Here is a 13,149-nt window from a genome sequence, read left to right as displayed (position 1 = left end):
GCGGGCCAGTCTAGGGACGGGTCAAGGGGCAGGCACGATCGGCAGCACCGCGACGCGGGTCACGTCGACGCGCACCGCGACCTCGTCGCCGGGCGAGACCCGGCTGCCGAGGGAAGCCACCGCGTCGAGCCGGCCGAGGCCGCCGGCGTCCACGACGAGGCGCACCTGCTCCGGCGTCACCCGCGCCGACTCCACCCGGGCGCGGATCGGCCCCGCGCCGTCCACGACCAGCGCGGAGCGGCGTACGGCGACGGCGGGCGCGGGCGGCAGGCCGGCCGCCTCCAGCACGAGGCGGGCGGCGTCGTCGCGCAGGACCCGCGCGTAGCCGAGGAACAGCGCGGTCTGCTCGTCGACCGGCTCGCGCCACACCTGGTCGATGCCGCCGGACTGCACGACGCGACCCGCGCGCATCACCGCGAGACGGTCGGCGAGGGCGAACGCCTCCTCGTGGTCGTGGGTGACCAGCAGCGCGGTCGTGCCGGCGGCGTGCAGGATGTCGCGCAGGTCGCCCGCGAGCCGCTCGCGCAGGTTGGCGTCGAGGGCCGACAGGGGCTCGTCGAGCAGGATCAGGCGCGGCTCGACGGCCAGCGCCCGCGCCAGCGCGACCCGCTGGCGCTCCCCGCCCGACAGCGTGCCGGGCAGCCGGTCGTCGTAGCCGGCGAGCCCGACGAGCTCGAGCAGCTCGCGCACCCGGGCGCGCAGTCGCGCGGACGGCGTACGCCGCAGCCGGAGCGCGTAGGCGACGTTGCGGGCGACGGTGAGGTGGGCGAAGAGCTGGCCTTCCTGGAACATCAGCGCGAAGCCGCGCCGGTGCGTGGGCGTGCCGGCGAGGTCGACGCCGTCCCACGAGATCGAGCCCGCCGAGAGCGGCTCGAGCCCGGCGACGGCGCGCAGCAGCGTCGACTTGCCGCAGCCCGAGGGGCCGAGCACCGCGAGCACCTGCCCGGATCCGAGGTCGAGCGAGACGTGGTCGACCGCGGCGGTGTCGCCGTAGCGGACCGTGACGTCGCGGAGGGTGAGCATCGTCAGAACGCTCCCACACCCGGCACGCGCAGCCGCTCGACGGCGAGCACGACGAGGGCCGTGGTGCCCGCGAGCACGACCGAGGCGGCCAGCGCCATGCCGTAGTTCATCTCCCCGGGGTGCCCGAGCAGCCGGAAGATCACCACCGGCAGGGTCGGGGTGTCGTCGCGCGCCAGGAAGGAGGTGGCCCCGAACTCGCCGAGGGAGGCGGCGAAGGCGAAGCCGCTCGCGGCGAGCACCGGCTTCCACACCACGGGCAGGTCGACGGTGAGCAGGGTGCGCCACGGCGAGGCGCCGAGCGAGGCCGCGGCCTGGCGCTGCCGGTCGTCGATCCCGCCCAGCACGGGCGTCAGCGTGCGCACGACGAGGGGCAGGGCGACCAGCGCCTGCGCCATCGGCACCAGCAGCGGCGAGTCGCGCAGGTCGAGCGGCGGCCGGTCGAGGGTGATCAGGAAGCCGAAGCCGAGGGTCACCGCGCTCACCCCGAGCGGCAGCATGAAGAAGCCGTCGAGCGTCGAGCGCACCCGCCGCTCGGCCACCGAGTGCGAGCGCCGGGTCACGATCAGCGAGACCGTCACCCCGACGAGCAGGGCCATCCATGTCGCGTCGACGGCCGTGCGCAGGCTCGTCAGCAGCGCGGCCGTCACCGGCACGACGAGGGCCTGGTCGTCGCCGACCGTGGTGAGCGCGCGGTAGTTGGCCAGGCCCCAGCCCTCGCCGACGCTGAGCGAGCCGAGCACCAGGGTCACGATCGGCAGGAGCATCGCGCCGAGCACGACGAGGGTGGCGAGGACGACGGCGGTGTCGCCACGACGTACGGCGCGGGCGGGGGCGACTGCGCGCTGGGCGGTCGGGTCGGGGACGGCCCGCAGCCGCGCGGCGAGCGCCAGCAGGGCGACGACCGCGACGATCTGAAGCACCGACAGCGCGGAGGCGGCGCGCAGGTCGAAGACGGTGGTGGTGAGCAGGTAGATCTCGGTCTCGATCGTCGCGTGGCGCACGCCACCGAGGGTGAGCACGATGCCGAAGGCGGTGGCGCAGAAGAGGAAGACGATGCTCGCGGCGCCCACGATCGCCGGTCGCAGCGCCGGCAGCGTGACCGTGCGCAGCACCTGCGACGGAGAGGCACCGAGGGCCGCGGCCGCCTGGCCCGGCCGCGGGTCGAGCGACTCCCACGCGACACCCACCGTGCGCACCACGACGGCGACGTTGAAGAACACCAGCCCGCAGACGATGGCGGCCGGGGTGCCGTCGAGGCCGAGCCCGCCGAGCGGACCGCCCTCGCCGAGCAGCTGGCGGAAGGCGACCCCGACCACGACGGTCGGCAGCACGAACGGCACCAGCAGCGCGGCGCGCACCGCTGCCCGGCCGGGCAGCGCGAGGCGGTGCAGGGCGTACGCCGCCGGCAGGCCCAGGACGACCGCGAGCAGCGTCGCGACCGCGGAGGTCCACAGCGTGAACCACGCGACGCGGTGCACGCGCGGGCGGGCGAGCACCTCCAGCACCGCGCCAGGGGTGAAGCGGCCGTCGGTCAGGAAGCCCTCGCCGACCATGCCGCTCACGGGCAGGACGAAGAGCACGCCGAGCACCAGCACCGGGCCGGCGGCCAGGAGCAGGAGCCCGGCGATGCGCCTCATCCCCGGCTCACCGGGAGACGACGTCGGTCCACTCGGTCAGCCACTGCTCGCGGTTGGCCGTGATCTCCGCGGGCGAGACCTCGTAGGGGTCGGTGGGCTGCGGGGCGAACTGCGCCCAGTCGTCCGGGACGCTCGCGCCCGGCATCACCGGGTAGACGTACATCGACTCCGGCAGGGCGCTCTGCACCTCGTCGCTGAGCATCCAGTCGACCAGCGCCGCGGCGCCCTCGGGGTTGTCGGCGCCGGCCAGCACGCCGGCGTACTCCACCTGGCGGAAGCAGGTGTCGAGGAGTGCGGCCGTCGTGGTGCGCCCGCCCTTGACGGTGAAGGCCGGCGAGGAGTCGTAGGACACCACGATCGGGCGGGTGCCGGTCTTGGAGCCGGCGGTGAAGTCGCCGTAGTAGGCGTCCTCCCAGCCGTCGACGACCTTCGCGCCGTTGCCGACCAGGTCGGTCCAGTAGCCCTGCCAGTCGTCGCCGTAGGCAGCGACCGTGGCGAGGAAGAAGGCCATGCCGGTGCTGCTGGTCGAGGCGCCCGGCGTCACCAGCAGGTCGGCGTACGCCGGGTCGGTGAGGTCGTCGAGCGTCCTCGGCGGGGTGAGGCCCTCGGCGTCGAACCAGTCGGTGTCGACGTTGACGCACACGCTGGCGGAGTCGATCGGCACCAGCCGGTCGGCGCCCTCGTCGAGGGCGTACTGCTCGGGTGGGGTCGCCGACGGCGTCACCTCGGCGAAGGCGCCCTCACCGAGCGGGCGGGAGGCGAAGGTGTTGTCGATGCCGTAGGACGCGTCGGCGGTCGGGTTGTCGGCGGTGAGGCTGAGCTTGGTGGCGAGCGTGCCGGCGTCGCCGGCGGCGCGCACCTCGAGGGTGTAGCCGCTCTGCTCCTCGAAGTCCTTGATCAGCTTCTTGGGCAGGTGGAAGGACTCGTGCGTGGCGAGGACGACGGTGCCGCCGCTCGTCGTGCCCGACGACCCGGCGCCGCCTGCGTCGGAGGCAGTGCCCGACGGCTCGGAGCCGCCGGTGAGGCTGCAGCTGGTGAGCAGCAGGGCGGCGGACGCGGTCGCGAGGGCAGCGCGGACGGATGCGTGATTCATGTGGACTCCCTATCGCCGGTGCTAACCGGATCAGGTTCGTAGGGTCTGCGGCTGGTCCGCACTCTCAGCACGTCTCGCACGTGCTCCCCTGTCTTGTGGGGGCAGCCTAGACCCGACGCTCCAGCGCCCTACGCTGCGTCCCATGCCCAGCCTGCGCCACCAGCTCCTCGCCACCGTCATCCCCCGCCTCCGCCAGGCCCGCGAGATGGGCGACGAGGCCGACGAGCGCGCCCGGGTCGAGGCGTGGCACCGCACCCTCGACCGGTCGCTGCCGACGCGGGCGGTGCCCGGCTTCGCGAAGCGGTGGGACGCCTCGGTCGTCGACATCGGCTTCCCCTGCCACGTCCTCACCCCGCGTGACCGGCCGGTGCGCCGCACGCTCTACTACGCCCACGGTGGCGGCTACATGGCGCCGATCGACGCCTTCCACGTGCGCTACGCGACCCGCCTCGCCGACGCGATCGGCGCGCGGGTCGTGATGCCCGACTACCCCCTCGCCCCCGAGCACACGTGGGCCGACTCGCACGACGCGCTCGTCGCGGACGCCGCACGCTGGGCCGCCGAGGAGGGCGGCATCGTCCTGGCCGGCGACTCCGCGGGCGGCGGGCTGGCCCTCGCGATCGCCCTGTCGATGCGCGACCGGGGCGCCACCCCGGCGACCCACCTGGTGATGCACGCACCCTGGGTGGACCTGACCACGTCGACCCCGGAGACCCGCGCGGTCGACGCCGTGGACCCGTGGCTGTTCATCGGCAAGATCGAGGCCTACGCCCGCTGGTGGGCCGGCTCGCCCGACGACCTGGCGCGGCCCGAGGTCTCCCCCGCCCTGGGCGACCTGGCCGGCCTCCCGCGCGCGCTGGTGCTCTACGGCACCCGAGACCTTCTGCACCCGGGCTGCCGCCTGCTCGTACGACGTGCGCGCGAGGCCGGCTGGGACCTCACGGCCGTCGAGGAGCCCGACCTCATCCACGTCTACGGCCTGCTGCCCGCCACCCCCGAGAGCGCCCGCGCGTTCCGCCAGGTCGTGGCCTTCGTGAACGGGCACAGCGTGCGATGAGGGTCGTCACCTCCTCTTTCGACGACCTCCCCGCGCGCACGGCGTACGACGTGTGGCGGCTGCGCCAGCAGGTCTTCGTCATCGAGCAGGACTGCCCCTACCCCGACCTCGACGGCCGCGACCTCGAGCCCGCCACCCGCCACGTCGTGCTGCTCGACGACGGCGACGCGGTCGTCGGCACGCTGCGGGTGCTCGACGACGGCGACGCGGCGCGCATCGGCCGGGTCGTGGTCGCCCCCTCCGCGCGCGGGCGCGGGCTCGCGTCGCTGATGATGGACGAGGCGCTGGCTCTGTGCGGTGGGCGCGAGGTGCGCCTCGACGCGCAGACCGCGATGACCGGGCTCTACGCCGGCTTCGGCTTCGAGGTGACGGGGCAGGAGTTCGACGAGGACGGGATCATGCACGTGCCGATGGCCCGGGCAGGGGCCGACGCCCGGTAGGCCTTGTGCCCGGCGTGGGGCGAGCCAGACTGGAGGGACACGGCAACCCCTAGGAGATGATCGCCGTGATCACCCTCGCGCACGACCTCGACAGCATCCACCACGATCTCGGGCACCGCCTGTCCCTGGCCGGCAGCGCGCAACCGGACCTGCGCCACCCCCGTGACCACTACACGGCGATCGACACCTTCCTCGCTGCGGCCAGCAGGCACAACGCCGCGATGGTCGACGCCATCGCGCCGCTCGTGCGCCACCTCCCGGACGGCCACGACCTCGCCCACGAGTTCCTGGTCGCCAGCCGCACCTACGAGGAGTCGCTCGCGCAGGTCAAGGCCAGGCTCTACGGCAGCACCTACGCCGTCGCTCGCCCCTGGTCCTCGATCTGGCAGGACGTGCGGCGCGACTTCGACGTGGTGTGCGACCTCGAGCGACGCCTCGCCGAGGCCCTGCTCGACGCCGAGGTGGACGGACCGGAGGACCTCGGCACCCGGCTGCACCATGCCGAGCTGGCCTCGCCCACCCGGCCGCACCCGTGGATCCCGCACCAGGGCGTCGTCGGGCACCTGGCGCGCGCGGTCGCCCGCCGCACCGACCGCTTCTGGGACACCGCGGAGGGCCGGATGGTCCCCGAGGTCGTGCGCCACCACGACCGGGACCACCAGGGCAAGCTCACCCAGTACCTCCTGGCCGACCCGCACCTCCCGGAGGACTGATCAGCTCGCGGGCACGACCATGAGCACCGGGCCCAGCACCTCCTCGCGCACGAGGCGCGAGGCGGGCGTCAGGCCGCCGACCACGGTGGGGACGACCCACCACCCGTCGCGCTCGAGGCGGTTCCCGCCGAGCGCGACGTCACCGCCCTCCGAGCGGGCCAGGTCGAGGTAGCGCAGCACGCGGTCGCGCGCGACCACCGAACGCAGCGGTCCGCAGACGGTGGCGGGCTCGGCCGGGTCGCCGACGACGACGTCGTCCATGGCCTCCACGGCAGCGGCCAGCGCCTCGGCGTAGCGGTGCGGGGGCACCACGACGGTGGCCGGCAACCGGCACCCCTGCCCCGCGTTGGCCGCGACGGTGACCGCGGCCGCCGCGACCACGGCGGCGAGGTCGCCGTCGTCGGCGGCACGGATCGTGAGCGGGCCGCCGACGTCGAGCCGCACCCGCTTGCCGGCCATCGAGGCCGCGTGCTGCACCCGCTCGCCGGCCACGGCCGACCCGGTGAACGACACCTCGTCCACGCGCGCGTCGAGGGTGAGGGCGATCGCGACGTCGACGTCGCGCGTGGACACCACGTTGAGCACGCCGCGCGGCAGGATGTCGAGCGCTGTCCGTCCCAGCTCGAGCGCCGCACTGGCTGCCTCGGGGGCGGGCTTGAGCACGACCGTGCCGCCCGCGGTGAGCGCGCGTCCGACCTCCTCCAGCGCGACCGCGAGCGGGGACGTGGCGGGGGTGACCACGGCGGTCACGCCGGGAGGCCCGTCGGGGGCGGAGCCGGGCTCCCACATGTGGGCGATCGCAGCGTCGAGGTGCGCCGCGCGCAGCGACACCGGCACCCCGGTCTCGGCGGCGAGCAGCAGCGCGAGGTCGTCCGAACGGGCCGCGAGCGCCTCCTGGAGGCGCACCACGGCGTCGCGGCGCAGCGCCGCGTCGGTGCTCCAGGGAGTCTCGTCGAACGCGCGTCGGGCCGCGGCGATGGCGCCATGGACGTCGGCGACCCCGGCGTCGGGCACGTCCCAGAGCCGCTCGCCGGTGGCGGGGCTGCGGGCCGGGAAGGTCCAGCCCTCGACCGTCTCGCGCTCGACACCGTCGACCGGCAGCCCCGCGGAGGACCGATGCTTGCTCATGGGGACAACTCCACCACGCACGGGGGCCCGACCCCATCACCCGGTCGTCCGAACCCGTGGGTGGCAGGGTGACTACGTGCCCTCGCTCGCAGCCCTGCCGGACGTCGACGACCACGACGCGGTGCTGGCGTGGGTCGCGACCCACCTCGGGCACCTGGCCCTGGAGGGGCCGGACGGCGTCCGGGCCGGCGGCCACACGGGCGGGCAGGCCGCGGCCGACGCGGCTCTCGCCACCCTCGACGTCACGGGCTACGCCCGCTCGCGCTCGACCGTCCTGCCCGAGCACCGACGCGGCGCCAGCCGCATGTCGCCCTACGTCCGCCACGGACTCGTGACGCTGCCCGACCTGTGGGACGCGGTGGCCGCGGCGCCGACCTCGGACCGCAACCGCTACCGCGACGAGCTCATGTGGCAGGAGTTCGCCCGCCACCTCTACGCCCGTACGCCGTCCGCGCTGGCCGAGCCGCTGCGATTCGAGCCCCCGCGACCGCCCGCGCCGGCCGCGGGCTGGGGCGAGGAGATGGCCTGCACGTCGTGGTTGCGCGGGGAGCTCGAGGGCGAGGGCTGGCTGGTCAACCAGACCCGCATGTGGTGGGCCTCGCACTGGACCGTGCGTCACGGCCGCAGCTGGCGCGAGGGTGAGGACGACTTCTTCCGCCACCTGCTCGACGGCTCGCGCGCGGCCAACCGCCTCGGCTGGCAGTGGACCGTCGGCGCGGGCACCGGCAAGCCCTACGGGTTCAGCCGCTGGCAGGTCGAGAACCGGGCGCCCCAGCTGTGCCGCTCGTGCCCCCTGCGCGAGGCGTGCCCGATCCAGGGCTGGCCCGACGCGACACCGGGGCCGCGCACGTCGCCCCCGCCCGCGACCGGTCACGAGCCGGGCGCCGGGCCGGAGTCCCCCGTCCGCCGCGGCGAGCCGGAGACGGTGTGGCTGACCGCCGAGTCCCTGGGCGACGCCGACCCGGCGCTGGCCGCGCACCCCGACCTGCCCGTGGTCTTCGTCCTCGACGAGCCGCTGCTGCGCTCGCTGCGCCTGTCGGGCAAGCGCCTGGTGTTCCTGGTCGAGTGCCTCGCCGACCTGGCCGGGCGCCGCGAGGTCGACGTACGCCTCGGGCGGCCGGTGGACGAGCTGGCGGGCAGGCCGCTCGCCGTCACCTTCGCCCCGGTGCCGGGCTTCGTGCGCCGCGCGGCGTCCCTCGACGTCGCGCACCTGCTCCCCTGGCCGTGGCTGGTCCGGCCCGCCGACCAGCGCCTGACCTCCTTCAGCGCGTGGCGCAAGGGCGTGCGGCGCTGAGCCGGTCGCGGCCCCCTACCCTCGACCACATGCGCGACGACCTCGGTGCCGACGTCCCCCTGACCGCCCCGGCCCGCCGCGTCGTCTGCCTCGTCCCCTCGCTGACCGAGGCGCTCGCGGCCACCGCGCCCGACCGGCTCGTCGGCGCCACCGACTGGTGCACGCACCCCGCCGACCTCGACGTGCCCCGCGTGCGCGGCACCAAGAACCCCGACCTCGCCGCGGTCCGCGCCCTCTCACCCGACCTGGTGGTGGCCAACCAGGAGGAGAACCGCGAGCTCGACGTACGCCGCCTGCGCGAGGCCGGCGTCGCGGTGTGGGTGACCCGCATCGAGACCGTCGAGGAGTCGCTGGCGTCGATGTCGCGCCTGCTCGACGAGGCGCTCGACCTGCGCGACCCGTCGTGGCTCGTCGAGGCGCGCGGGCTCTGGTCCGCCCCGGTCGCACCGCGGCTGCGGGTCGCGGTGCCGATCTGGCGCGACCCGTGGATGGTCGTCGGGTCGCCGACCTACACCGACGACCTGCTCACCCGGGCCGGGCTGGTCAACGTGCTGTCCGCCCGCGAGGGCCGCTACCCCACGATCCCCCTCGAGGAGATCGACGCGACCGGCGCCGACGTCGTGCTGCTGCCCGACGAGCCCTACGTCTTCACCGCCGACGACGGGCCGGAGGCCTTCGCCACCCCGACGCGGCTCGTGTCCGGGCGGCTGCTCACCTGGTACGGGCCGGCGATGGTCGAGGCGCACGCGGTGCTCACCGGTCTGTCCGGTTAGCCTCCATCCCCATGACGCGCGACCCGATCGTCGAGGCCCACCGCCAGTGGGTGGCCCACGGCTGGCCCGAGGCCGCCGACGGGATGGCGATGGTGACCTCGGTGGTGCGCGCGCAGCAGCTGCTGCTCGAGCGCATCGACGCCGTGCTGCGACCGCGCGAGCTCACCTTCGCCCGCTACGAGGTGCTGCGCCTGCTGTCCTTCACGCGCGGCTCCGCGATGCCGATGTCGCGACTCGGCTCGCTGCTCCAGGTGCACCCGACCAGCGTCACCAACGCCGTCGACCGGCTGGTGGCCCAGGGCTACGTCGAGCGGGTGCGCAGCGACGCCGACAAGCGCGTCGTGCGCGCGGTGCTCACCGACGCCGGACGCGAGGCCGTGGAGGCCGCGACGGCGGCGCTCAACGCGGAGGTCTTCGAGTCCCCGGGCCTGCCCGCGGACGGCGTACGCGAGCTGACCGACCGGTTGACCGAGCTGCGGACCGGCCTCGGCGACTCGTCCTGAGCACCTTTGCACCCGAGTCTCCTGGTTGTCGGCCGAGATCTGGGGTGACAACCGGGAGACTCCCCGGATATCCGGGGACTTCCCTGCCCGGGAACTCGTGACTCGCCAGTAATAGTTGGAAGTCCTACTATCGGGGCATGGCCGACCTCCACACGCCGCAGCACCCCATCCGCCTGGTGACCGCGTCCGCGCTGTTCGACGGCCACGACGCCTCGATCAACATCATGCGGCGCATCTTCATGAGCCAGGGCTGCGAGGTGATCCACCTCGGGCACAACCGCTCGGTGCAGGAGGTCGTGGACGCCGCGCTCGAGGAGGACGTCCAGGGCGTGGCGGTGTCGTCCTACCAGGGCGGCCACGTGGAGTACTTCGAGTACCTCGTGGAGTCGCTGCGCGCCCAGGGCGCCGGCCACGTCCGGGTCGTCGGCGGTGGCGGTGGCGTCATCGTGCCGTCGGAGATCACCCGCCTGCGCGAGTCGGGCGTGACGATCTTCTCCCCCGAGGACGGCCAGAAGATGGGCCTCGTCGGGATGATCAACTCGGTCGTCGCCGACTGCGACGTCGACCTGTGGCAGGACAAGCAGGTCACCGCCGACGCCGTGCTCTCCGGTGACCGGTTCGCCGTCGCCCGCGCCATCACCGGCGCCGAGGGCGGCCGCCTCGACGAGGCGACGCTCGCCGAGATCCGGGCCGCGGCGACGCGGCGCGTGGTGCCGGTCCTCGGCATCACCGGCACCGGTGGGTCGGGCAAGTCGTCGCTGACCGACGAGGTCGTGCGCCGTTTCCGCACCGACCAGCAGGACAAGCTGCGCATCGCGGTCGTCGCCGTCGACCCCACCCGCCGCAAGGGCGGCGGGGCGCTGCTCGGCGACCGGATCCGCGCCAACTCGCTCGACGGCGACCGCGTGTTCTTCCGCTCGCTGGCCACCCGCGGGGCCCACGAGGTGCCCGAGCACCTCGCCGACGTGATCGACGTGCTCAAGGCCGCGGGCAACGACCTGGTGATCGTCGAGACCCCCGGCATCGGCCAGGGCGACGCGGGCATCGTGCCGCTGGTCGACCACTCGCTCTACGTCATGACGCCGGAGTTCGGCGCCGCCTCGCAGCTGGAGAAGATCGACATGCTCGACTTCGCCGACAGCGTCGCGATCAACAAGTTCGAGCGCCGCGGCGCCAAGGACGCGCTGCGCGACGTGGGTCGCCAGCTCGTGCGCAACCGCAATGCGTTCGGCAAGCAGCCGCACGAGATGCCGGTCTTCGGCACCAGCGCCGCGACCTTCAACGACGACGGTGTCACCGCGCTCTACCAGCACCTGCGCTCCGAGCTGGCCGCCGCCGGCCTCGTCGTCGCCGAGGGCACGCTGCCGCACGTCGACGTACGCCACTCCTCCGGCATCCGGCAGGTCGTGCCGGCCGAGCGCGTGCGCTACCTCTCGGAGATCACCGAGACGGTCCGCGGCTACCACGCCCGCACCACCGAGCTCGCCGAGGCGGCGCGCAACCTGCAGCGCGTGCAGTACGTCGCCGACCAGCTGGGCGACGGCGACCCGGGCGGCGTCCCCGCGCTGCTCGAGGCCGCCCGCAAGGCCGTGCCCCACGAGGTCGCCGACCAGATCGAGGGCTGGCCCGCGGTCGTGGAGTCCTACTCCGGTGACGAGCAGACCGTGGTGGTCCGCGACCGCGAGATCACCACCAGGCTGACCCGCGAGTCGCTCAGCGGCAACAAGATCCCCCGCGTCTCGCTGCCGCGCTTCGCCGACCACGGCGAGCTGGTGACGTTCTGGCGCAACGAGAACCTGCCGGGCTACTACCCCTTCACCGCGGGCGTCTTCCCGTTCAAGCGCGACAACGAGGACCCGGCGCGCATGTTCGCCGGCGAGGGCGACCCCGCGCGCACCAACCGCCGCTTCAAGATCCTGTCGGAGGGCAACGACGCGACCCGGCTGTCGACGGCGTTCGACTCCGTCACCCTCTACGGCCGCGACCCCGACCCGCGCCCCGACGTCTACGGCAAGGTCGGCACCTCCGGCGTCTCGGTGGCCACGCTCGACGACATGAAGGCGCTCTACGACGGCTTCGACCTCGTCTCGCCGACGACCAGCGTGAGCATGACCATCAACGGTCCCGCGCCCACCGTGCTGGCGTTCTTCCTCAACACCGCCATCGACCAGCAGGTCGACGCCTTCCGCGAGCGGGAGGGCCGCGAGCCGAGCGACGACGAGCGCGCCGAGCTGGCGGCGTACGCCCTGGCCAACGTGCGCGGCACGGTGCAGGCCGACATCCTCAAGGAGGACCAGGGGCAGAACACCTGCCTGTTCTCCACGGAGTTCAGCCTGCGGATGATGGCCGACATCCAGGAGTGGTTCATCGAGCACCAGGTGCGCAACTTCTACTCGGTGTCGATCTCCGGCTACCACATCGCCGAGGCCGGGGCGAACCCCATCAGCCAGCTCGCCTTCACCCTCGCCAACGGCTTCACCTACGTCGAGGCCTACCTCGCACGCGGCATGCACATCGACGACTTCGCACCCAACCTGAGCTTCTTCTTCTCCAACGGCATGGACCCGGAGTACTCCGTCCTGGGCCGCGTCGCGCGCCGCATCTGGGCGGTGACGATGAAGGAGAAGTACGGCGCCTCCGAGCGCTCGCAGAAGCTGAAGTACCACGTGCAGACGTCCGGCCGGTCGCTGCACGCGCAGGAGATGGACTTCAACGACATCCGCACCACGCTGCAGGCCCTGATCGCGATCTACGACAACGCCAACAGCCTGCACACCAACGCGTACGACGAGGCGGTGACGACCCCGACGGAGGACTCCGTGCGCCGCGCGCTGGCGATCCAGCTGATCATCAACCGCGAGTGGGGCCTGGCGATGAACGAGAACCCGCTCCAGGGCTCGTTCGTCATCGACGACCTCACTGACCTCGTGGAAGCGGCGGTGCTGGCCGAGTTCGACTCGATCAACGAGCGCGGCGGCGTCCTCGGCGCGATGGAGACCGGCTACCAGCGCGGCCGGATCCAGGACGAGTCGATGCTCTACGAGCACCGCAAGCACGACGGCTCGCTGCCGATCATCGGCGTGAACACCTTCGTCAAGGAGTCCGCGGCGGACGCGCAGCCCAAGGAGATCGAGCTCGCCCGCGCCACCGAGACCGAGAAGTCGTCGCAGCTCGAGCGCGTGCGCGCCTTCCAGGCCGCCCACGGCGCCGAGGCCCAGGAGGCGCTGGCGCGGCTCAAGGACGCGGCGATCCACGGCGACAACGTCTTCGCAGTCCTGATGGACGCAGCGAGGGTCTGCTCGCTGCAGCAGGTGACCGAGGCGTTCTTCGAGGTCGGCGGGCAGTACCGCCGCAACGTCTGAGCCTGCCGGGGCACGTCGGCTGGCCGGTCGCGATCCCCGGATAACCCTCGAACCTGGAGCCTCACCCCCGAAACTTCGCACTGGAGGCTCCAGTTTCCCCGGATATCCGGGGAACGCGACGCCAGG

Annotated in this window: 11 protein-coding genes and 1 riboswitch; of the genes, 7 read left to right on the top strand and 4 right to left on the bottom strand. The window is 73.6% G+C overall.

Features of this window, described 5'->3' with window-relative positions:
* Positions 1 to 21 precede the first annotated feature (21 nt).
* From ASG76_RS08565 to ASG76_RS08555, 3 genes are all read right to left on the bottom strand, one after another.
* Positions 22 to 1,023 carry an ABC transporter ATP-binding protein gene (locus ASG76_RS08565; RefSeq protein ID WP_056602043.1) on the bottom strand — a complete coding sequence of 334 codons (1,002 nt, stop codon included), beginning with the start codon at positions 1,021 to 1,023 and terminating at the stop codon, positions 22 to 24.
* Positions 1,024 to 1,025: 2 nt separating this feature from the next.
* Positions 1,026 to 2,660: an ABC transporter permease gene (locus ASG76_RS08560; RefSeq protein ID WP_056602042.1), complete on the bottom strand. Its 1,635-nt coding sequence runs from the start codon at positions 2,658 to 2,660 to the stop codon at positions 1,026 to 1,028.
* A 7-nt stretch (positions 2,661 to 2,667) separates the two neighbouring features.
* On the bottom strand, positions 2,668 to 3,753 hold the full coding sequence (locus ASG76_RS08555) for a thiamine ABC transporter substrate binding subunit (protein ID WP_056602041.1): 1,086 nt from the start codon (positions 3,751 to 3,753) through the stop codon (positions 2,668 to 2,670).
* A riboswitch (TPP riboswitch) is annotated at positions 3,743 to 3,853 on the bottom strand. It overlaps the preceding gene by 11 nt.
* Positions 3,854 to 3,895: 42 nt before the next feature.
* On the opposite strand from ASG76_RS08555, the gene ASG76_RS08550 reads away from it, so the two are divergent.
* The 3 genes from ASG76_RS08550 (at position 3,896) to ASG76_RS08540 (ending at position 5,963) form a co-directional block, all read left to right on the top strand.
* Complete coding sequence (locus ASG76_RS08550; protein ID WP_056602040.1) at positions 3,896 to 4,810, top strand: alpha/beta hydrolase; 915 nt, start codon at positions 3,896 to 3,898, stop codon at positions 4,808 to 4,810.
* Positions 4,807 to 5,250 carry a GNAT family N-acetyltransferase gene (locus ASG76_RS08545; protein WP_056602039.1) on the top strand — a complete coding sequence of 148 codons (444 nt, stop codon included), beginning with the start codon at positions 4,807 to 4,809 and terminating at the stop codon, positions 5,248 to 5,250. Before ASG76_RS08550 ends, ASG76_RS08545 begins: the two co-directional genes overlap by 4 nt.
* 65 nt (positions 5,251 to 5,315) lie before the next feature.
* On the top strand, positions 5,316 to 5,963 hold the full coding sequence (locus ASG76_RS08540; protein WP_157559025.1) for a hypothetical protein: 648 nt from the start codon (positions 5,316 to 5,318) through the stop codon (positions 5,961 to 5,963).
* On the opposite strand, the gene ASG76_RS08535 is transcribed toward ASG76_RS08540, so the two are convergent.
* Positions 5,964 to 7,091 (bottom strand): aldehyde dehydrogenase family protein, encoded by a 1,128-nt coding sequence (locus ASG76_RS08535; protein WP_056602037.1) that lies wholly within the window; start codon positions 7,089 to 7,091, stop codon positions 5,964 to 5,966.
* Positions 7,092 to 7,167: 76 nt separating this feature from the next.
* Between ASG76_RS08535 and ASG76_RS08530 the strand changes: the two genes are divergently transcribed.
* The 4 genes from ASG76_RS08530 to icmF all read left to right on the top strand — a co-directional run bounded on the left by ASG76_RS08530 (position 7,168) and on the right by icmF (position 13,023).
* Positions 7,168 to 8,385 carry an FAD-binding domain-containing protein gene (locus tag ASG76_RS08530; protein ID WP_056602036.1) on the top strand — a complete coding sequence of 406 codons (1,218 nt, stop codon included), beginning with the start codon at positions 7,168 to 7,170 and terminating at the stop codon, positions 8,383 to 8,385.
* A 29-nt stretch (positions 8,386 to 8,414) separates the two neighbouring features.
* Positions 8,415 to 9,158: a helical backbone metal receptor gene (locus ASG76_RS08525; RefSeq protein ID WP_056602035.1), complete on the top strand. Its 744-nt coding sequence runs from the start codon at positions 8,415 to 8,417 to the stop codon at positions 9,156 to 9,158.
* Positions 9,159 to 9,169: 11 nt separating this feature from the next.
* Positions 9,170 to 9,661 carry a MarR family winged helix-turn-helix transcriptional regulator gene (locus ASG76_RS08520; protein WP_056602034.1) on the top strand — a complete coding sequence of 164 codons (492 nt, stop codon included), beginning with the start codon at positions 9,170 to 9,172 and terminating at the stop codon, positions 9,659 to 9,661.
* 137 nt (positions 9,662 to 9,798) lie between these two features.
* Positions 9,799 to 13,023, top strand: coding sequence for a fused isobutyryl-CoA mutase/GTPase IcmF (gene icmF, locus ASG76_RS08515; protein ID WP_056602033.1), 3,225 nt, complete (start codon positions 9,799 to 9,801; stop codon positions 13,021 to 13,023).
* Positions 13,024 to 13,149: the final 126 nt, after the last annotated feature.

This window comes from Nocardioides sp. Soil774, assembly GCF_001428125.1.
GTDB lineage: Bacteria > Actinomycetota > Actinomycetes > Propionibacteriales > Nocardioidaceae > Nocardioides.
The sequence above is the reverse complement of the archived record's forward strand: the minus strand, read 5'-3'. Positions and strand labels throughout refer to the sequence as shown.